Here is a 19,199-nt window from a genome sequence, read left to right as displayed (position 1 = left end):
CAGACTCGACCGGGTGATCATCCGGTTCGCGGGCGACTCCGGTGACGGCATGCAGCTCACCGGTGACCGGTTCACCTCGGAGACGGCCGCCTTCGGCAACGACCTCTCCACGCTGCCGAACTTCCCGGCCGAGATCCGGGCCCCCGCCGGCACCCTGCCCGGCGTGTCGTCCTTCCAACTGCACTTCGCCGACCACGACATCCTCACCCCGGGCGACGCCCCGAACGTGCTGGTGGCGATGAACCCGGCGGCGCTGAAGGCGAACCTGCCGGACCTGCCGCGCGGCGCGGAGATCATCGTCAACACCGACGAGTTCACCAAGCGGGCGCTGGCGAAGGTCGGCTACCCGGCGGACCCGCTGGGCGACGGTTCGCTGGACGGCTTCCAGCTGCACAAGGTGCCGCTGACCACGCTGACCCTGGAGGCGCTCAAGGACAGCGGGCTGGCCCGCAAGGACGCCGAGCGGGCGAAGAACATGTTCGCGCTGGGCCTGCTGTCCTGGATGTACCACCGCCCCACCCACGGCACCGAGGCCTTCCTGCGGAGCAAGTTCGCCAAGAAGCCGCAGATCGCCGAGGCGAACATCAGCGCCTTCCGGGCGGGCTGGAACTTCGGCGAGACCACCGAGACCTTCGCGGTGTCCTACGAGGTGCCGCCGGCCCGGCTCCCGGCCGGCCGCTACCGCAACATCTCCGGCAACCTGGCGCTGTCCTACGGGCTGATCGCCGCCGCCGAGCGCTCCGGGCTGCCGCTGTACCTGGGCTCGTACCCGATCACCCCGGCCTCGGACATCCTGCACGAGCTGTCCCGGCACAAGAACTTCGGGGTGCGCACCTTCCAGGCCGAGGACGAGATCGCCGGCATCGGCGCGGCGCTCGGCGCGGCCTTCGGCGGGGCGCTGGGCGTGACCACCACCTCCGGTCCGGGCGTGGCGCTGAAGTCGGAGACGATCGGCCTGGCGGTGTCGCTGGAACTGCCGCTGCTGGTGGTGGACATCCAGCGCGGCGGCCCGTCCACCGGCCTGCCGACCAAGACCGAGCAGGCGGACCTGCTGCAGGCGATGTTCGGCCGCAACGGCGAGGCGCCGGTGCCGATCGTCGCCCCGGCCACGCCCGCCGAGTGCTTCGACGCGGCGCTGGAGGCGGCCCGGATCGCGGTGACCTACCGCACTCCGGTGTTCCTGCTCTCGGACGGCTACCTGGCGAACGGCTCGGAGCCCTGGCGGATCCCCGAGCTCGGTGAACTGCCGCAGATCGACCCGAAGTTCGCGACCGGCCCGAACCGCGAGGACGGCGCCTTCTGGCCGTACCTGCGGGACCCGCACACGCTGGCCCGGCCCTGGGCGGTGCCCGGCACGGCGGGCCTGGAGCACCGGATCGGCGGCATCGAGAAGCAGGACGGCACCGGCAACATCTCCTACGACCCGGCCAACCACGACCTGATGGTGCGCACCCGGCAGGCGAAGGTCGACGGCATCACCGTCCGGCCGGTGGAGGTCGACGACCCGACCGGCGACGCCCGGGTGCTGGTGCTCGGCTGGGGCTCGACCTACGGGCCGATCACCGCGGCGGTGCGCCGGGTGCGCGCGGACGGCGGCGAGGTCGCCCAGGCGCACCTGCGCAACCTCAACCCGTTCCCGGCCAACCTGGGCGCGGTGCTGCGCAGTTACGAGAAGGTCGTCGTGCCGGAGATGAACCTGGGGCAGCTCGCGCTGCTGCTGCGGGCGAAGTACCTGGTGGACGCGGAGTCCTACAACCAGGTGCGCGGACTGCCGTTCAAGGCGGCGCAGTTGGCGGACGTGCTGTCGGCGGCGATCGGCAGCCTGGACGAGGAGGACCACCGATGAGCGACGTCGACCCCGGGCGGCCCGGCTTCCCGTCCCTGGCCCTGGTGCCCCGGGCCGAAGGCCCGCAGAGCGCCCGGGACTTCAAGACCGACCAGGAGGTGCGCTGGTGCCCCGGCTGCGGGGACTACGCGATCCTGGCGGCGGTGCAGTCCTTCATGCCGGAGCTCGGCATCCGGCGGGAGAACACGGTCTTCGTCTCCGGCATCGGCTGCTCCTCGCGCTTCCCGTACTACATGAACACCTACGGGGTGCACTCGATCCACGGCCGGGCGCCGGCGATCGCGACCGGGCTGGCCTCCTCCCGGCGGGACCTCAGCGTGTGGGTGGTGACCGGGGACGGCGACGCGCTGTCGATCGGCGGCAACCACCTGATCCACGCGCTGCGACGGAACGTCAATCTGAAGATCCTGCTGTTCAACAACCGGATCTACGGCCTCACCAAGGGCCAGTACTCGCCGACCAGCGAGCTCGGAAAGATCACCAAGTCCACCCCGATGGGCTCGCTGGACGCGCCGTTCAACCCGCTGTCGCTGGCGATCGGGGCCGAGGCCACCTTCGTGGCCCGCACCATCGACTCGGACCGCCAGCACCTCCAGTCGGTGCTGCGGGCGGCGGCCGAGCACGAGGGCACGGCGCTGGTGGAGATCTACCAGAACTGCAACATCTTCAACGACGGCGCCTTCGAGGTGCTCAAGGAGGCCGGCACTCGGGACGAGGCGCTGATCCGGCTGGAGCACGGTCGGCCGGTCCGCTTCGGCGCGGACGCGGCCGGCGGGGTCTTCCGCGGCCCGGACGGCGAGCTGTTCACCGGCCCGGTCACCGCGGAGAACGAGGCGCGGGTGCTGGTGCACGACGCCCACGCGGACAGCCCGGCCACCGCCTTCGCGCTGACCCGGATCGCCGACGCGGACACCCTGCACCACACCCCGATCGGGGTGCTGCGCGACGTCCGGCGGCCGGTCTACGACGAGCTGATGGAGAGCCAGTTGGCCACCGCGGCCGCCCAGCGCGGGCCGGGCGACCTGGCGACGCTGCTCGCGGGCAACGACACCTGGACGGTCGACTGACCGTCCGCCGGCGACCGGCAGGCGCCCCCGTCCCGGTGCGGACGGGGGCGCCTGCGCGTTCCGGGGCCGGTCAGGGCCGGACCCACTCGACCAGTTCGACCGGCACCCCGTTCGGGTCGGTGACCTGGAACAGCCGCTCGCCCCACGGCTCCTCGCGCAGCGGCAGGGTGATCGCGACCCCCTCGGCGCGCAGCCGCTCCTGCTCGGCGGCGGCGTCGTCGACGGTGAAGGCCAGGATCACCCCGTCCGCGGTGCGGTGGCGCTGGTCCTCGGGCAGCACCTCCAGTCCGCGCCGCAGGTAGACGACGTCGACCCCGCCGCCGGGGTGGGCGAGCGAGACGAAGCCGTCGGCGGACATCTGCTCGGTGTAGCCGAAGTGCCGCCGGAGGAAGGCGGCGGAGGCCTCGGTGGAGTCGACGGTCAGGGCGACGGCGGTGCTGGTGATCTGCATGGAGGACCCTCTCGTCACGGCGCGAAATTATCCCGTACGCAGTACACTATACATAGTACGGAGAATTGCGCCAGGGGCCGCCCGGGAGGGAAGCTTGGGAAAGACTTGAGGGAGGCCCCCGGTGGGGACCTCCCTCGACGTGGTGCGGGTCTCGTCAGAAGACGCAGGGGATGCCGCCGTCCGACTCCGCGTCGACGCCCGGTCCCTGCATCGGCAGGTTGGCGGCCGGGTCGCCGCTCGGGGCCGGGCCGGGGGCGGCGGGCTTGTCGCCCGCGACGCCGGTGAAGGAGGAGCCGAGGGTGACCACCACGTGGTCCGCGGCGACGGCGGCGGACTCGGTGGCGGTGACGCCGTAGCGGGCGGCGATCTGGTCGGCCGCGTCCTTGCCGCCCTTGCCGTAGGTCACCGTGGTGGCCTTCTGCTTGGTGCGGGCCGGGCCGGTGGCGCCCTCCTTGAAGCCCATCGCGACCAGCGCCTTGGCCTCGTTGGCGGAGGAGACCCCGGCGGCCGAGGAGCCGTTGAACACCTCGACGGTGGCCGGGGAGGCGGCCTTGGCCGGGGTGGTGGCGCTCGCCGTCGGTGCGGGGGCCTCGGTGGTCGGGGCGTCGGTGGCGCCGTCGGCCGGGGCGGCGGGTGCGGCGGCGTCGGCGTAGCCGAACACCTGCTTGACCACCTTCTGGATCTTCGACGGGGTGACCAGGTTGACGTCCTGGCCGTTGCGGGTGCCGAAGCCGTCGAAGGTCAGGGTGTTGAACTCGACGTTGCCGCCGGTCAGGGCCGGGGCCTGCTGGGCGAAGTCCAGGACGTTCCACTCGTTGTCGATCACCAGGTCCTTCTGGACGACCCCGAAGAGGTCCTTGAGCTTGCCCAGGTCGCTGATGATGCCGTCCTGCTTGAGCTTGTGCACGACGGAGGAGATGAAGGCCTGCTGGCGGTGGGTGCGGGCGAAGTCGCCGCTGTTGCCCTTGCCGTCGTCCAGGTTGTGGCGCTGGCGGACGAAGGCGAGCGCCTGGGAGGCGTTGAGGGTGTTGAGGCCCTTCTTGAAGTCGGCGCCGGAGCCCTGGCCCTCGATGGCCGGGTCCTTGGTGTCGTGGGTCAGGCAGACCTGGATCGGCTCGACGGCCTTGGCGATGTCGTAGAAGCCCATCAGGTTGACCTCGGCGACGTGGTCGACCGGCTGGTTCACGAAGGTCTGCACGGTGCGGATGGTGGCCGCGCGGCCCGCGTCCCGGCCTGCCTTCTCCAGGTCGGCGCCCTTGAGGCCCTTGGCCTTCGAGCTCCGGTCGAAGGCGTCCTTGGCGTTGCCGTACGCCTCCTTGATCTTGTGCATGCCCTGCTGGGAGCCGTCTCCGTTGTAGGTCATGACGTAGTCGTCGCGGGGGATGGAGATCGCCTGCACCTTGCCGCCGTTGGCCGGTATGTGCAGCAGGATCAGCGAGTTGGTGTTGTACCCGCCGATGTCCGAGCTGTGGCCGGCGTGCAGTTCGTCCTGGACGAACTCCGGCGGCAGGTCGGAGCCGTCCATGTTCTTGCGGCTGTCCAGGCCGATCAGCAGCAGGTTGACCGAGTTGTCCAGGTGCTTGGGGGCGTCCTTCTTGGTCTCCGAGATCGCGTTGGACGTGGTCATCCCGTCGGTCAGCGACGTGTACTCGTACCAGACCACCCCGCTCGCGGCGAAGACCGCGAAACCGACCGTGGTGGCGACCACCCGGCCGGCGATCAGCATCGGGGAGCTGCGGCGGCCCGACGGGGCTTCCGCGGCCTTGCGGGCGGCGGCCCGGCCGCCCTCCTGCTGCTCACGGTTGTCAGCCATGCTGCTGCCTCCTCCGGTCCCGGACCACCCGGACCACGATCACCAGCAGGGCCGCCGCGACGGCCTGCGCCATCACCGGGAAGCCCTGGACGACCCACTTCGCCGAGCCGGTCGCCAACTTGCTGCCCTGGTACTTCCCGGTGTCCGCCGAGAACTCGACCACGACCGTCGCGCCGAGCACGACCAGCGGCGCCGCGGCGACCACCCACCACCAGCCGCGCCGGGTGCTGAGCGCCACCGCCAGGCCGGTGCCGAGCGCCGCGCAGACCGCGAAGGCCAGGCCCATGCCCGGCCCGGAGAGCTCGTCGACCACCGCGCCGACCAGCGGCAGTCCGACCGCCGCCAGTGCGGGCAGTGCGGGCCCGCCCGAGAACGGACGCTCGGGGCCGGCCGGCCGGCTCGCCGCCCGCCGTCGTGAACCCTGGTCGGACGACCGACCACGCTGCCCCGCCACTCACTCACCCCCGGGTGTTCCCGTGCTAGGCGCGCCACGTCGGCGCTGCGCCGGCCTGCTGTGGGAGAGCGGTGACGGCGCTGCCAGTACGGGACGCTGGTGTTCGGCCGGCCGGTTCCCGTTCTCGGTTTCCCGCTACTGCTCGGGGGCAGGCACGTTTTCGGATTTGCTCTACAGAGGTGTAGAGATCGTACGCAGCATAGAGCACGCCTGTTCGGTGGCAAGTCCGCTCGTGAACGGGCCTGCATACACTACACCGGGCAGTTTTCGAGAAGGTCGGCGGGGGCGTCGACGGAGAAGGAGGAGGGTCGTGGCGACCACGGGCGGAGCGGGGCGGCCGGAGAAGCGCAAGGCGATCACCCGGGCCGCGACCACGGTGTTCGGGCGGGAGGGCTACGTCCGGGCCAGCATGGACGCGATCGCGGCCGAGGCGGGGGTGTCCAAGCGCACGGTCTACAACCACTTCGCCGACAAGGAGACCCTCTTCCTGTCGGTGGCGCTCCAGAGCTCGGCGGAACTGACCGAGCGGATCCGGGAGTTGATGGAGGAGCACCTGGACCGGGCGGTGGACCTGCGGCGCGACCTGGCCGAGTTCGCGGTCGGGCGGGCCGACGCGGTGCTCGCCGCGGGCGAGCACGGGGCGCTCGGCCGGGCCATCCGCGCCGAGGTCGCCAACATCCCGGCGGACGTCCTGGAGGCCTGGCTGGAGGCCGGCCCGGTGGCCTCCCAGCGCGACCTCGCGGGGCGCTTCGCGGCGCTCACCGGCAGCGGGCTGCTCGCCGCGGCCGATCCGGAGCTGGCCGCCGAGCAGTTCACCCTGCTGACCTTCCACGGCGTGGCGGAGCGCACCTTCTGGGGCGCCCTGCCGGTGGCCGGGGAGGAGGTCCGGCGGATCGCCGCGGCGGGCGTGGACGCCTTCCTGGCGGTCTACGGGCCGCCGGCGGCGGGCTGACCGGGCCGGCGGCGCGCCGCGGCCGACGGGCGGGGCGGCCGGGTGCCGCGCCGCCCGCCGTCGGTCGCGGGTCACCGCCACGGGGCCGTCGCCGCCGCGACCAGCGTCACGGCGTCACCGTCACCGGGGCGCCGTCACGGTGACGCGGCCGGTGGGTCACTTCCAGTTGACGCCCTTGCCCAGGGTGTACGGCTCGCCCCAGTACTCGGCGCCGGTCACCTTGGTCGCCTGCGGGGCCAGGGCCAGCACGCAGGAGGTGACCGACTGGCCGTTGGTGAAGCCCTTCGGGAAGGACGGGTGCGGGCACTTGTCGAAGGTGCCGATCAGCATCACCTCGCTGGCCTCCGAGCCGTCCGGCAGGGTGCCCTTCACCTGGGTGAGGCTGGCGAAGGACAGGTCGGTGCCGCCGGCGTTGGTGACCTTGAAGCGGACGTAGTAGGGCACCATGCCCGCGGCCTTGTCGCCCAGCTTCAGCGGGGCGAGGTCGGCCGGGTCGCCCTTGTCGATCGAGGTGACCGCGAGCGAGACCGTGCCCTTGGTGCTGCCCGAGCTGAACGGGACGGTCGCGGCGGCGCCGATCTTCAGCGTGGTGCCGGGCGCCGCGGTCGGGCCGGACTGGGCCGGGGCCCCGCCGGTCGAGCCGCCGGTGGCGGCGCCCGTCGCCCCGCCGTTGGCCCCGGCGCTCGGCGCGGCCGCCGTGATCGAGCCGGCCGGGGTGCCGGGCGCGGCCGAGGACGTGGCCGGCGCCTGGGTGGCCGGCGGGGTCTTCGCGGTGTCGGACGACGCGGCGTCGTCGTTGCAGGCGCTCATGGTGAGCGCGCCGACCACGGCCAGCCCGGCCATGGCCATGCTGCTGCGACTGGTGCGGATGGTCTTCAAGTGACGTCCCCCGTCATGTGTGTCATCTGTGTCGTCAGGGGACCACCGTGGCGGCGGTCCTCCCGAGGGACGTTCTTAGCGCAGCGGGAAACCCGGGCGCCAGGATTTTGGCGCCGTCTTGACCGGGCCGTGACGAGTCCCACGCGGCTCCGTGACAAGGGATGCCGAGTCGTGATCACACGTACCCGAACCGCCTGTGACCTCGTCGGATCGGCCCTGTGCGATTCTGTTCGCCATCGCCGGGCCCGCCGGCGCCACTTCGCCCCGCCGTCCCACCACCCCGGTGGAGCGCGGTCAGCGGGCCCGGAGCACCAGCTCGTTGTACGTCAGGACGGTGCGGAAGCCGAGCTGTTCGTAGAGCCGGATCGCCGGGGCGTTGTCCGTGCGGACGTGCAGGCCCAGGTGGTCGGTGGTCGGCGCGAGCCGGTGGCACAGCGCGGTGACGCAGGCGCGGGCCAGGCCGCGGCCGCGGGCGTCGGGGTGGGTGACGACGTTGCCGAGCACGGCGACCCGGTGGTCGGGGGAGTGCACGTGCACCCCCGCGGTGGCCACCAGCCGGCCCGCCTCGCGGATGCCGACGTAGCCGCCGCCCGCGAGCAGCCGCCGGTCGAACCAGGACTCGGGGTAGGCCTCGGCCAGCAGGGTGCGCAGCCCGTCCAGGTCGGAGAGGTCCAAGGGCTCGGCGGTGTACGGGAGATCGGTCGGCAGGCGCTCGGCGTCCGGCAGGATCATCCGCAGCAGCGGGGTGCGGCGCTCGGCGGTGTAGTCGGGGGCGAGGGCGAGTTCGGCGCCCTCCGGGAGCCCGGCGGTGAAGCGGCGGGGGAGGAAGGGGCGCAGCGCGCCCAGCAGTTCCTCCAGCGCGGGTTGTCCGGCGGGCCGGGCGAAGGCGAGCAGGACGGGGGTGTCGCCGCCGCTGTAGAGCAGGGCGACCGGGCCGTGGTCGGGATCCGCCGTGTACCAGGCGGTGTTGGGCCACAGGGTGTCGTCGAGGTCGCCGAGCTCGAACAGGTGCAGGGCCGGGTCGGTGCGGAACCGTTCGGCGAGGGCGGCGCGGTCGTGCAGGCTGATCATGGGCACGGCTCCGAGGATAGGCCCCGGCCGGCGGCCCGGTCCGGGGCCGCCCCCGGTCAGGCCGGGGGCGGCCGGTCAGCCGGTGGCAGGGGTCCGCGGGTGGGCGTCCAGGAAGTCGAGGATGGTCCTCGCCGCGTCGATCGAGTGCGTCGTGCCGCCGGGGCCGCTCGACACCGAGGCGCCCGGCCAGGTGTGTCCGCCCCCGGCGATCCGGTAGTTGACCACGACGGTCGAGTCCGCGCAGGTGGACCAGGTGGTCGAGGTCACGTCCGGGGCGAGGTCCTGGTCGGTGCCCGCCCCGGTGCAGCGGTCGCGCTGCTGCCACAGCCGCAGCCACGCGTCGGTCGAGTAGAGGCCGCGGTCCGGGTTCCCGTCGTACGGGATCACCGGGTCGGCGGTGCCGTGCATGTTGAGCGTCGCGACCGGCCGTCCCCGCCCGGAGCAGTGGTTGACGTCCTGGTAGAAGGCGCCCGACACCGTCGCGACCGTGGCCACGCCGTCGAGCGTGCAGCCGGCGGAGGCGGCGAACCCGGCCCCGTCCGACTTCCCGGCCAGGCCGATCCGGGCCGGGTCCACGCACCCGGAGCCGGCCAGCCACCGCACCAGGTCACCCGCGAACTCGTAGTCGTGCGCCTCGGCGCCGAGGTAGGGCGTGGCCTCCCAGCTCGGCTTCCCGCCCTTGCCGTCCAGGCCCTGGGCGTAGAGCACCACGGCGTCGACGGCGTCGAGCCCCGAGTAGGCCTCCAACCGCCCCGCGTCCTCCCCGCGTCCCGGGAAGGCGATGATCGCGGGCACCTTGGCGCCGGGCGCCGGGCCGGCCGGCAGGTGCGCGATGAAGGTGCGGACCTTCCCGGCGACCTCGACCGTGTGGGTGACCGACGAGTTCGGGGCCCCGGCGCAGGCCGACCCGCCGCTGACCTGCGCGTTCGCCGCCGCGCTCGCCGCGACGCGGGTCGCGGCCGCGCCGGTCGCGGGCGCCGACGCGGCACCGCGCACCGGGGGGCTGCCCGGCGCCCCGGCGCATCCGGCGGTCGGGACCGCCGCCAGCACGGAGACGGTCACCGCCACGGCGTGCAACTGGTGCTTCATCGGTGCTTCCCTTCGGTCGTGTCCAGCGACGCCGCCGTGTCCGCCCGCAGCTCGGCCAGGTGCGTGCGCGTCAACTCCTCGGCCTCCGCCGGGCTCCGGTCCCGTACCGCCTCGAAGATCGCCCGGTGCTGGTCGTGGTCCCGCCCCCGGTCCCGGATCCGTCGACGCAGTGCGCGCTGCTCCTCACGACGTGCCGTGAGCAGCGAGTCGATCACCTCGAACAGCACCGGATTGCCGCTCGCCGCCGCGAGCTCCCGGTGGAAGTTGCGTCCGGCGGGGACCCGTTCCCGGGTGGCGTGCTCCACCGCCTCGGCCAGTCGGCCGAGTTGCTCCTCGGTGCGGTGGCGGGCCGCGAGCCCGGCGATGCCCGGTTCGATCGCCAGCCGTGCTTCGACCAGGTGGAGCACCTGCTCACCGCGGACGGGAACGGAGTTCGGGTTGGGCAGCACCGTGCGCCACGCTCCGGGCCCGACGTAGACGCCGGATCCGTGCCTGAGCCGCACCGCGTCCGTCGCCTGCAGCCGGCGCAGGGCCTCCCGCACGGTCGGCGGGGTCACCCCGAACCGCTCGGCCAGGTTCCGCACCGTCGGCAGGCCGTCCCCCACGGCGAGGTTCCGCTCGTCGATCTCCTGGAGCACCCCGGCGGCCACCCGCTCCGCGAGCCCGCCCGACCCTTCGGACGCCACCGGCGCCTCCCCTCCTGAAGTGAGCAAGTGACTAGTTCAATGGTGACGTTGCGTCCGGCAGCGGTCAAGAGGCCGTACGGGGGGTGGAACGGCGCCGCCCGCTCGTCGGGGGGCCGACGAGCGGGCGGGTGTCGGGGTGGTGCGGGGCCGTGCTCGGTCGCGATCCCTCCGGCTGGGTTCAGGACAGGGCGTTGCCGGGGTCGTCCAGCCAGAGGTGCTGATCGCCGGTGGCCGTGACGGTCAGCCCGAAGCGGGTCAGTTCCGGCCTGCCGTCCTCCAGCCATGCCCGGCGTGCGGCGACCACCTCGTCCCACAGGCGGCGGGGGCCGCTCTGGTGGACGGCGTCGGCGCCGTCCCAGTCGTGGAAGCGCACGGACGCCCAGGAGCCCGCGTCGTCCGAGAGCCGGAAGCGGTGGGTGCCGGACGGGTCGGCGGCCTGCCAGGTGTGCAGGGTCCGGACGCCGGGTACCCGCAGGCCGATGGCGAACGCCGCGTGGACGTTCTCCTCCGCCAGGTCGGGGTCGAGCGGGGACGGGCCCCGGTGGTCCGGCGGTCGGTCCGGAGCCGTGACCGCATGGGGGCGCTGGGCCCGCATCCACATGAAGGACACGTCGCCCACGAATCGCCCGTGCGACTGCCGGCCCCGCTCGCCGACCTCCAGCCGGAGCAGCCCGGCGTTGGCGTACGGGGTGCCCCAGGGGGTCACGATGACGCCTCCTGGGCGGGTCTGTTCGATCCACGGGAGCGGCACCCGCTGGACGGCCGCCGTCGAGTGGATGCGGTCGTAGGGCCCACCGGCCGGATGGCCGAGCAGGCCGTCGCCGACGACGCGGTGCGGCTCGAGCCCGAGCTCCGCCAGGCGCACCCCGGCGGCTGCGGCCACCGCCGGGTCGACCTCGACCGTCGTCACGGCCCCGTCGCCGAGTCGGCGGCACAGCAGGGCGGCGGTCCAGCCGGTACCGGTGCCGATGTCGAGCACCGTGCTGCCGTCCGTCGCGTCCAGGTGGCGGAGCATGGACGCGACCAGGGACGGCATGGAGCCCGACGAGGTGGCGACGCCGGGCCCGTCCGTCCGGCCGTCGTCGAGCTGGGTGACGACCTGGCGGCCGGAGTCGACCTCCGCCCACCATCCGACCGGGTCCACGGCCTTGCTGAGCAGGCGGTACCCGCTGGGGGCGTCGCTGTCCTCGACCCAGATCCCGTCCGGCACGAAGGCGGAGCGCGGGGCGCGCTCGAAGGCGCCCCGCCACTCCTCGCCCAGCGCACCGGCCTCGGTGAGGGCGGCGAGCAACTGCGCGTACTGGTCCATCAGTTCGGGCTCACTTCTTGGGTGGGTTGGCAACGGGCTTGGTCCACTGGCCGTCCGACTCCTTCGGGGACTGCTTCTTGTCCCCGGATTCGCCGCCCTTGCCATCACCGTGCTTGCCCATGGTCGGCCACTCCCTCGGAGTCGCTGGAATCGATGGCAACACGCTAGGGAGGGAGGTGAGTTGGGATCCAGGCGATTCTGCGGGATTGCACGGCATCACCCGATCGAAGCAATCGCGGCCGCGATCAGCCCGCGAGCCTTCGAGCCGTACACCGCCAGGTCGGCCAGCTCGGTGAACGTGTCGGCGTACATGGCCACTTCGCTCGGCTGCGTCAGGGTGAGGTGCCCGGAGACCAGCTCCACGTTCACCTGGGTCGTGTCGAAGATCCAGAACCCTTCCACGGGCATCCGTGTGCGGTGCAGTCGGTTGGGGACGATCCCGACACTGACGTTCGGCAGAGTGCTCGCCCTGACCAGTCGCTCAAGCTGCTCGGCCTGGGTGTCGGCGTCACCGAGCCCGTTGCGAAGGACCGACTCCTCGAGAAGGAACGCGAAGCGCCGGTGACCCTCGCGGAGCACGCGTTGCCGTTCCATCCGGACGGCCACGGCGTCGGCGACGTCATCGACCGGCACTCGCCGGAGCTGGACGGCGCGCAGTACATCCTCGGTGTAGCCGTGAGTCTGGAGGAGCCCGGGAACGAGCCACGACGAGTAGGCCCGGAACCAGCGCGTCCGCTCGAACAGGGGCAGCACGGCCTCCTGCGCCCTTCGCAGCCCCGCGCGTTCCATGCGGCGCCACTCGACCCACATACCCTCCACGGCCCGCAGCGAGGCCACCAGGTCGGCTTCCTGGTCCTCTCTGCCGCATGCGCGGCACCACGCGCGCAGGTCCTCGGCGGACGGCGAGGTCTTGGCTCCGACGATCCGGGAGACCTTGGACGGATGCCAGCCGCACAACGCCGCAAGCTGCTTGCCGTCCAGCCCGGCGTCCTTGCACATCTCCCGGAGGCGATCTGCGAGGACGCGCCGGGCGGCCTGGACGTGGGACGATCCCGAGGCGGACACCAGGGGTCAGGTCGGCTCGTAGTCCGCGTGCGGTGTGGCGCGTTCCCAGACGGTCTCGAAAGCGGAGTCGACCAGGTCCACGACGGCCCGATCGGTGCGCCATTCCCTGTCCACGACCTCGCCCACGCCGGAGAAGTACGTGAACAGCACGGCGGATCCGTCGAACATCCAGAGATCCGTTCCGGGCAGCGCGATGTCGGCGGCACGGCGACGGGGCAGCCAGCGGACCAGTTCGCCCGCGGCGACGTTGGCGAAGGTGAGGTCGTGCTCGTACCGGATGTAGTCCGTCACCGGCTCCGAGACGATCCGGGCCCGTCGGATGGTCACGCCGCGCCCCGTGGTCTCGGCGACCAGGTCGGACCAGGCCCCCCACCAACCGGGCAGTTTGGCCGGGTCGCCGGCGTACCGGTGGCCGGCGCGCCAGCGGGCGAACTCCGGATCGTCCGGCGTGTAGCTGTCGCGCATCTCCAGGTGCACAGCGGAGCGGCGAGCGTTGGCCAGGCCCTCACGTACGGGGTACTTCACCGGTTTCGTCCTCCAGTCGGGGAAGGAACTGCCGCATCACGGCGGGGAGCCGGATGATCGTCTCGTGATCGGGGACGTCCGTGCTGTGGCCGGGGACCGACCCGAGCGCCTGGCACGCCTTCACCTCCTCTGCCGTGGCCGTGTAGGACTGGATCAGCAGATCCCCGCTGTCCTCGTCCAGCCAGATCGTCGGCGAGTCGTCAACGGGAGTGTTCGGGATGATCCCCAGGAAACGAAGCCTCATGACCTCTCCCAGTGCCGGCCTGATTGCTCTCGGTTGCACGACTATCACGCCGAGGTTCGCTGGGTGCAAGGGGGCGTCGCGGGAGTCGGTGAAGTGACCCCGCCCGCTCGTCGGGGGCCGACGAGCGGGCGGGGAGGGAGGCGGGTTCAGGCGAGGCGGGAGTGGTGGGACGCTGCGTCGAGGACTCCCAGGACGGCCGGTGGATCCGCACCGACGCCGAGCGCCGGACGATCGACGACATCGCCGCCGCGACCGTCGGTTGCCCGCCCGCCCCCGGTGACCTCCCCCGGCGGGCCCGGCTCGGTCGAGGACCTCCGCCAGTTCTTCTACGACTGAGCCACCCGCCCCGACACTCCCGGATGTCGAGATCCCGCCCCCGGCTCCGTCCCCGGTGTACCAGTGACCGGACCACCCGACGAAGAGGGAGCACCCCATGGCTGTCCAACGGATGGACAACGTAGGCATCGTCGTCGACGACCTGGCGGCCGCCGTCGCCTTCTTCACCGAGCTCGGCATGGAGCTGGAGGGCCGGACGGAGGTCGGGGGCCCCTGGGTGGACGAGATGATCGGCCTCGACGGGGCCCGCAGCGCCATCGCGATGCTGCGCACCCCGGACGGCCACGGCAAGCTGGAACTGAGCGAGTTCCACGCCCCCGCGGCGATCACCGCCGCCCCCGCCGAGCCGCCGGCCAACACCCTGGGCCTGCACCGGGTGATGTTCGCCGTCGACGACATCGACGACACGATCGCCCGCCTGCGCCACCACGGCGGCGAACTCCTCGGCGGGGTCGCGCAATACGGCAACGCCTACCGGCTCTGCAACCTCCGCGGCCCTGCCGGGATCATCGTCGCCCTGGCCGAGCGGATCGGCTGAGGCGCCGGGTCGGCAGTGCGCGCCGCCCCGCCCCGGACGGGGCGCCGCGAACCGGCCGGTGGGGATAACCCCACCCCCACTCCACCAGCCGTCATCATGGTTCGCCCGCACTCGACTTCCTAGCGTGGAGCACACCGACGCTCCCGCCCAGGAAGGCCCCACGATGGCACCCCGCTCGTCCGCGCCCGGCACGATCCCGTACGACCCGGCAGCGGCCCCGGCCATCCACCTGCGCGGCGTCCACCGCACCCACGGCAGTGGCCGCGCCGCGGTCCACGCCCTGCGCGGCATCGACCTCGCCCTCGCCCGCGGCACCTTCACCGCCGTGATGGGCCCCTCCGGGTCCGGCAAGTCCACTTTCCTCCAGTGCGCCGCAGGCCTGGACCGCCCGGACTCGGGTGAGATCCGGCTCGGCGGCGAGGAGATCACCGGGCTCAACGAGAACCAGCTCACCAAGCTGCGCCGCACCCGGATCGGCTTCGTCTTCCAGTCCTTCAACCTGCTCCCCTCCCTCACCGTCGAGCAGAACGTGCTGCTGCCGCTGCGCCTCGCCGGTCTGCGCCAGGACAGCCGGCAGGCCCGGGACCTGCTCGTCCAGGTGGGCCTCGGCGAGCACCACGCCCGACGCCCCGGCCAGCTCTCCGGCGGCCAGCAGCAGCGTGTGGCCATCGCCCGGGCGCTGATCACCCGCCCCGACGTGGTCTTCGCCGACGAGCCCACCGGCGCGCTGGACACCCGGACCGCCCACGAGGTGCTCGGCCTGCTGCGGCACGCCGTGGACGCCCTCGGCGCCACCGTCGTCATGGTGACCCACGACCCGGTGGCGGCCTCGGCCGCCGACCAGACCCTCTTCCTCCTCGACGGCACGCTCGCCGACCGGCTGGACCGCCCCGGCCCGCAGGCCGTCGCCGACCGCCTGGCCGTGCTGACCGCCCGGACCGCCGGGGCCTCCCGGACCACCGAGGCCGTCCAGGCCGCCCGGACCGCCCGGACCGCCCGCCAGGCCCGGCCGCTGGGAGCGACGGCATGACGAACGGCCTGGCCCGCGCCTCGATCCGGTTCCGGCCCGCGTCCTTCGCCGGCACCCTGATCGCCCTGCTCCTCGGCTCCGTCGTCATCACGGCCTGCGGCCTGCTGCTGCAGACCGGCCTGACCGCCGAGCTGCCACCCGCCCGGTACGCCGACACGCCCGTCCTCGTCGCCGCCGACGCGACCGTCCGGACGACGTTCAAGGCCGGCAAGGAGGACTCCGAGACCACGAGCCAGACCGTCCCCGAACGCGCCCGCCTGGACGCCGGGGTCGCCACCACGATCGCCGCCCTGCCCGGCGTCGCCGCGGCCCGCCCGGACAGCGCCTTCCCCGTGCCCGCCGCCGACGGCCACCCCGCCCTCACCGGACGGGACTTCGCCGCCCTCGGCATCGCCGGCCCCGCCGACCGCCTCCTCGAAGGCCGGGCACCCGGCGCGAACGAAGTGGTGCTGGACACCGACACGGCGCACGCGGCCAACCTCGCGCCCGGCGCGAGCCTCACCCTCACCGCCCCCGGCGGCACCGCCGCCTACCGCGTCTCCGGCCTGGCCGCCACCCAACCCACCGGCCCCACCGCCTGGTTCGCCGGCGCCACCGCCGACCGCCTCGGCGGCCACCCGGGCCGGATCGACGCGGTCGCCGTGCAGCCGCGCCCCGGGACCACCGTCACCGACCTCGCCGCCCAGGTCCGCCGGGCCGTCGGGACCGGTGCCGAGGTCCTCACCGGTGCCGACCGCGCCGAGGTCGAGCAGCCCGCCCTCGGCCAGGCCCGCGAACTCCTCAATGCCGTCGGAGGCAGCTTCGGCGCCTACGCCACCATGACCGCGGTCTTCGTCGTGCTGAGCACCGTCGCGCTCGCCACCGGCCAGCGCGCCCGCGAGTTCGCCCTGCTGCGCGCCATCGGCGCCACCCCGCGCCAGGTCCGCCGCACCATCGCCACCGAGGCGGTGCTGGTCGCCCCCCTCGCCGCCGCCCTCGGCATCCTGCCCGGACTCGCCCTCGCCCACTGGTGGTTCGACGCGCTGGTGTCCCGCGGCGCGGTCCCGGCGGGCATCCGGCTCGACGTCGGCCCGCTGCCGATGCTCGCCGCCGTCCTCACCTGCACCCTGTCCGCACTGACCGCCGGCTTCCTGGCCGCCCGCCGCCCCTCCAAGCTGCGCCCGGGCCAGGCGCTGAGCCAGGCCGCCGTCGAGCCCGGCGGCCCCGGCCCGGTGCGGACCGTGATCGGGCTGGTCTTCGTCGCCGGCGGGGTGACCACCACCGCCCTCAGCACCAGCCTGGACGGGATGAAGGCCGCCGCCAGCGCCCAGGGCACGGTCATGTGCTTCATGATCGCCGTCGCCCTGCTCGGCCCCCGGCTGGCCCGGCTGGCCGCCGCCGTCCTGGGCCCGGTGCTGCGGACCGGCGGCGCTCCCGGCTCGCTGGCCGCCGACCACACCCGGGCCAACGCCCGCCGGTTGGCCTCCGCGATCACCCCGATCGTGCTGGTCACCGCGTTCTGCGGCACCCTGCTCTTCATCCAGAGCACGCTCAGCCACGTCGGCGGCGAGAACGTGCGCAGCGGCGTCATCGCCGAGCACGTGCTCCTCCCCGCCGACCGGGGCCCGTCCGGCGCCGGCCTGCCCGCGGGCACCGCCGAGCGGGCGGCCGGGGTGCCGGGGGTGGACGGCGCGGTGGGCGTGCTGCACACCTCGGTGCTCTTCACCAGCAACCAGAGCATCGGCTCCGCCACCGCGCTGGGCGTCGACGGCGACCCGGCGAACCTGCCCAGGGTGCTCGACCTCGGGGTGCGGCAGGGGTCGCTCGCCGACCTCGGCCGCACCACCGACACCGTCGCGCTGGCCGCGAGCCTGGCCGACGCGCTGGACGTGCAGGTCGGCGACCGGGTGCCGCTCTGGCTCGGCGACGGCACCTCCGTGCGGCCGACCGTGGTGGCCACCTACGAGCGCGGGCTCGGCCTGGGCCGGGCGCTGCTGCCGCGGGCCGCCGTCGCCGCGCACGTCACGGCCGGCTACGACGGTGAGGTCCTGGTCGCCGACCGGCCGGGTGCGGACCGCGCCGCCGTGGCGGCGCAGTTGCGCGGGGCGGTCGGCGGCGTGACCGTCACCGACCGGGCCGCCTACATCGCCCGCGCGGACCTGATGGCGGAGGTCAACGCCTGGGCCAACCACGCGATGGCGGCCGTGCTCGGCGGGTTCGCCGCGATCACCGCCGTCAACACGCTGGTCATGACGGTGTTCGACCGGCGCCGCGAGGTCGCGCTGCTGCGGCTGGCCGGCACCACCCGGCGCCAGGTGCGCTCGATGATGCGCTGGGAGGCCCTGCTCGTCGCCGCGACCGGTCTGGTGCTCGGCGGGGTGATCTGCTGGCTCACCCTGGTGCCGGTCGCCCGGGGCATCGCGGACACCTCGCCGTACGTCCCGCCGGGCCTGGCGGTCCCGCTGGCCGCCGGTGCCGTGCTGCTCTGCCTCGGCGCGACCGGCCTGCCCACCCGGGTGCTGCTGCGCGGCGCCACCCGGGTGGGGTGATCAGGCGCCGACGGACAACGGCCGTGCGTCCACGCACTGCTGGGCATCGCCCGGCCGTGGGCGCGTCCCGTCCGCGTTGACGTGCCAGGGGAGTGGGAAGTCGGCCCGTCCGACTTCCCACTCCCTCATCCGTCCCGGCAAGGGTGCAACCGAACACCCGTTTCCACCCGTTTCAGCAGGTGTGAAGCTCACCGGCACGCCGTTCTTCGTCCTCTCGCTGTTCCTCCTCCCGCTCTCCGTGGTGCTGCTGATGTACCTGTGGAACCGGGTGCGCGGGCCGCAGGCCCTGCGTTTCGGCTCCCGCCTGCTCATGGTGGGCTTCGCGCAGGTCACCGCCGTGACGCTGGTGTTCGTGCTGGTCAACAACGACAACCAGCTGTTCAGCAGCTGGGACGACCTGCTCGGCACCGGCAGCCATGTCCGGGCCGTGCCCGTCCCGCCGCCGGCGGACGCGACGGCGGCCGCGAACGGGCCGGAACAGCCCAAGGTGACGCAGCAGTTCGGGCCGGTGGACGACAGCGCGGTGCCGAAGGACGTGCGGACCACCCAGCTGAAGGGCCGGGTCTCCGGGGTGGACGGCGAGGTGCTGGTCTGGACGCCGCCGCAGTACGACGACCCGGCGTACAAGGACAAGAAGTTCCCGGTGGTCGAGCTGCTCGCGGGCTTCCCCGGCTCGTCCAGCGCCTGGTTCGGCAGCATGAACGTCTCCAAGCAGCTGGCGCCGCTGATGAAGTCCGGGCAGGTCGCGCCGTTCATCCTGGTCTCGCCACGGGTGGTGCTGCTCGGCGGGCACACCGACACCGGCTGCGCGGACGTGCCGGGCAAGGTCAACGCCGAGACCTGGCTGGCGCGGGACGTGCCGCAGATGGTGCTGGACAACTTCCGGGCCGAGCCCGGCCCCGAACGGTGGGCGGTGGCCGGCTACTCGGCGGGCGCGCACTGCGCGGTGCGGCTGGCGCTGGGGCACCCGAACCGCTACCACGCGGGGGTCAGCCTCTCCGGGTACAACGACCCGATGGGCGAGTCCGACTCGCTCACCGCCAAGGACGCGCACCTGCGCGAGGTCTCCAACCCGGTCTACCTGCTCCAGCACGCGCAGACGCCGCCGAACGTCGCCCTGTACGCCACCGGGAAGAAGGGCGACGGCTACGAGGACGCGCTGGCGCTGCAGAGGAACGCCAAGGCGCCGACCACCGTCACCCCGGTGGAGGTCAACGGTCCGCACCTGACCTCCACCTGGCAGCCGCTGGTGCCGTCCGTGTTCACCTGGCTCACCCAGACGGTCGGCAAGGCCGGCTGAGGCCGCGGCCCGGACG

Annotated in this window: 18 protein-coding genes; 7 read left to right on the top strand and 11 right to left on the bottom strand. The window is 73.5% G+C overall.

Going from position 1 to position 19,199, the window contains the following annotated elements:
- Window positions 1-13 precede the first annotated feature (13 nt).
- Window positions 14-1,846, top strand: a complete 1,833-nt coding sequence (locus tag AB0O91_RS23965) for a 2-oxoacid:acceptor oxidoreductase subunit alpha (RefSeq protein ID WP_363436428.1) — start codon at window positions 14-16, stop codon at window positions 1,844-1,846.
- Complete coding sequence (locus tag AB0O91_RS23960; protein ID WP_363436425.1) at window positions 1,843-2,913, top strand: 2-oxoacid:ferredoxin oxidoreductase subunit beta; 1,071 nt, start codon at window positions 1,843-1,845, stop codon at window positions 2,911-2,913. Before AB0O91_RS23965 ends, AB0O91_RS23960 begins: the two co-directional genes overlap by 4 nt.
- 70 nt (window positions 2,914-2,983) lie before the next feature.
- Here AB0O91_RS23960 and AB0O91_RS23955 read toward each other — a convergent pair whose 3' ends face one another.
- From AB0O91_RS23955 to AB0O91_RS23945, 3 genes are all read right to left on the bottom strand, one after another.
- Complete coding sequence (locus AB0O91_RS23955; RefSeq protein ID WP_363436423.1) at window positions 2,984-3,364, bottom strand: VOC family protein; 381 nt, start codon at window positions 3,362-3,364, stop codon at window positions 2,984-2,986.
- A gap of 154 nt (window positions 3,365-3,518) precedes the next feature.
- Window positions 3,519-5,177 carry an LCP family protein gene (locus AB0O91_RS23950; RefSeq protein WP_363436420.1) on the bottom strand — a complete coding sequence of 553 codons (1,659 nt, stop codon included), beginning with the start codon at window positions 5,175-5,177 and terminating at the stop codon, window positions 3,519-3,521.
- Complete coding sequence (locus AB0O91_RS23945; protein ID WP_363436417.1) at window positions 5,170-5,631, bottom strand: DUF6542 domain-containing protein; 462 nt, start codon at window positions 5,629-5,631, stop codon at window positions 5,170-5,172. Before AB0O91_RS23945 ends, AB0O91_RS23950 begins: the two co-directional genes overlap by 8 nt.
- A 310-nt stretch (window positions 5,632-5,941) precedes the next feature.
- On the opposite strand from AB0O91_RS23945, the gene AB0O91_RS23940 reads away from it, so the two are divergent.
- A complete protein-coding gene (locus tag AB0O91_RS23940) occupies window positions 5,942-6,583 on the top strand; it encodes a TetR/AcrR family transcriptional regulator (protein WP_363436414.1) in 642 nt (213 codons plus the stop codon).
- A 156-nt stretch (window positions 6,584-6,739) separates the two neighbouring features.
- Here AB0O91_RS23940 and AB0O91_RS23935 read toward each other — a convergent pair whose 3' ends face one another.
- The 8 genes from AB0O91_RS23935 to AB0O91_RS23900 all read right to left on the bottom strand — a co-directional run bounded on the left by AB0O91_RS23935 (window position 6,740) and on the right by AB0O91_RS23900 (window position 13,451).
- On the bottom strand, window positions 6,740-7,462 hold the full coding sequence (locus AB0O91_RS23935) for a hypothetical protein (RefSeq protein WP_363436411.1): 723 nt from the start codon (window positions 7,460-7,462) through the stop codon (window positions 6,740-6,742).
- A gap of 294 nt (window positions 7,463-7,756) precedes the next feature.
- Window positions 7,757-8,533 carry a GNAT family N-acetyltransferase gene (locus tag AB0O91_RS23930; protein WP_363436478.1) on the bottom strand — a complete coding sequence of 259 codons (777 nt, stop codon included), beginning with the start codon at window positions 8,531-8,533 and terminating at the stop codon, window positions 7,757-7,759.
- Window positions 8,534-8,608: 75 nt separating this feature from the next.
- Window positions 8,609-9,622 carry a hypothetical protein gene (locus AB0O91_RS23925; protein WP_363436409.1) on the bottom strand — a complete coding sequence of 338 codons (1,014 nt, stop codon included), beginning with the start codon at window positions 9,620-9,622 and terminating at the stop codon, window positions 8,609-8,611.
- The gene (locus AB0O91_RS23920; RefSeq protein ID WP_363436406.1) at window positions 9,619-10,308 is read right to left on the bottom strand and encodes an FCD domain-containing protein; all 690 of its coding nucleotides are present in this window, start codon (window positions 10,306-10,308) and stop codon (window positions 9,619-9,621) included. Before AB0O91_RS23920 ends, AB0O91_RS23925 begins: the two co-directional genes overlap by 4 nt.
- Window positions 10,309-10,486: 178 nt before the next feature.
- Window positions 10,487-11,617 carry a methyltransferase domain-containing protein gene (locus tag AB0O91_RS23915; protein ID WP_363436403.1) on the bottom strand — a complete coding sequence of 377 codons (1,131 nt, stop codon included), beginning with the start codon at window positions 11,615-11,617 and terminating at the stop codon, window positions 10,487-10,489.
- Window positions 11,618-11,833: 216 nt separating this feature from the next.
- On the bottom strand, window positions 11,834-12,682 hold the full coding sequence (locus tag AB0O91_RS23910; RefSeq protein WP_363436400.1) for a helix-turn-helix transcriptional regulator: 849 nt from the start codon (window positions 12,680-12,682) through the stop codon (window positions 11,834-11,836).
- Between the two features lie 6 nt (window positions 12,683-12,688).
- On the bottom strand, window positions 12,689-13,207 hold the full coding sequence (locus tag AB0O91_RS23905) for a DUF6879 family protein (RefSeq protein ID WP_363436397.1): 519 nt from the start codon (window positions 13,205-13,207) through the stop codon (window positions 12,689-12,691).
- A complete protein-coding gene (locus AB0O91_RS23900; RefSeq protein ID WP_363436394.1) occupies window positions 13,188-13,451 on the bottom strand; it encodes a hypothetical protein in 264 nt (87 codons plus the stop codon). The genes AB0O91_RS23905 and AB0O91_RS23900 overlap by 20 nt, the downstream gene beginning before the upstream one ends.
- Before the next feature lie 433 nt (window positions 13,452-13,884).
- Here AB0O91_RS23900 and AB0O91_RS23895 point away from each other — a divergent pair, with 433 nt between their 5' ends.
- The 4 genes from AB0O91_RS23895 (at window position 13,885) to AB0O91_RS23880 (ending at window position 19,183) form a co-directional block, all read left to right on the top strand.
- Window positions 13,885-14,325 (top strand): VOC family protein, encoded by a 441-nt coding sequence (locus AB0O91_RS23895; protein ID WP_363436392.1) that lies wholly within the window; start codon window positions 13,885-13,887, stop codon window positions 14,323-14,325.
- Window positions 14,326-14,488: 163 nt separating this feature from the next.
- Window positions 14,489-15,355, top strand: coding sequence for an ABC transporter ATP-binding protein (locus AB0O91_RS23890; protein ID WP_363436391.1), 867 nt, complete (start codon window positions 14,489-14,491; stop codon window positions 15,353-15,355).
- Window positions 15,352-17,883 (top strand): FtsX-like permease family protein, encoded by a 2,532-nt coding sequence (locus tag AB0O91_RS23885; protein WP_363436388.1) that lies wholly within the window; start codon window positions 15,352-15,354, stop codon window positions 17,881-17,883. The genes AB0O91_RS23890 and AB0O91_RS23885 overlap by 4 nt, the downstream gene beginning before the upstream one ends.
- Window positions 17,884-18,064: 181 nt before the next feature.
- Window positions 18,065-19,183, top strand: a complete 1,119-nt coding sequence (locus tag AB0O91_RS23880; RefSeq protein WP_363436385.1) for an alpha/beta hydrolase-fold protein — start codon at window positions 18,065-18,067, stop codon at window positions 19,181-19,183.
- Window positions 19,184-19,199 lie beyond the last annotated feature (16 nt).

Source organism: Kitasatospora sp. NPDC089797 (assembly GCF_040684795.1).
Taxonomy (GTDB): domain Bacteria; phylum Actinomycetota; class Actinomycetes; order Streptomycetales; family Streptomycetaceae; genus Kitasatospora.
Note: the sequence above shows the minus strand (reverse complement) of the source record. Positions and strands in the feature narration are given on the sequence as shown.

Excerpts from the sequence above, each read along its gene's own strand:
- AB0O91_RS23960 (WP_363436425.1), top strand. The coding sequence starts at position 1,843 with ATGAGCGACGTCGACCCCGGGCGGCCCGGCTTCCCGTCCCTGGCCCTG.
- AB0O91_RS23955 (WP_363436423.1), bottom strand. The coding sequence starts at position 3,364 with ATGCAGATCACCAGCACCGCCGTCGCCCTGACCGTCGACTCCACCGAG.
- AB0O91_RS23950 (WP_363436420.1), bottom strand. The coding sequence starts at position 5,177 with ATGGCTGACAACCGTGAGCAGCAGGAGGGCGGCCGGGCCGCCGCCCGC.
- AB0O91_RS23930 (WP_363436478.1), bottom strand. The coding sequence starts at position 8,533 with ATGATCAGCCTGCACGACCGCGCCGCCCTCGCCGAACGGTTCCGCACC.
- AB0O91_RS23925 (WP_363436409.1), bottom strand. The coding sequence starts at position 9,622 with ATGAAGCACCAGTTGCACGCCGTGGCGGTGACCGTCTCCGTGCTGGCG.
- AB0O91_RS23915 (WP_363436403.1), bottom strand. The coding sequence starts at position 11,617 with ATGGACCAGTACGCGCAGTTGCTCGCCGCCCTCACCGAGGCCGGTGCG.
- AB0O91_RS23900 (WP_363436394.1), bottom strand. The coding sequence starts at position 13,451 with ATGAGGCTTCGTTTCCTGGGGATCATCCCGAACACTCCCGTTGACGAC.
- AB0O91_RS23895 (WP_363436392.1), top strand. The coding sequence starts at position 13,885 with ATGGCTGTCCAACGGATGGACAACGTAGGCATCGTCGTCGACGACCTG.
- AB0O91_RS23890 (WP_363436391.1), top strand. The coding sequence starts at position 14,489 with ATGGCACCCCGCTCGTCCGCGCCCGGCACGATCCCGTACGACCCGGCA.
- AB0O91_RS23885 (WP_363436388.1), top strand. The coding sequence starts at position 15,352 with ATGACGAACGGCCTGGCCCGCGCCTCGATCCGGTTCCGGCCCGCGTCC.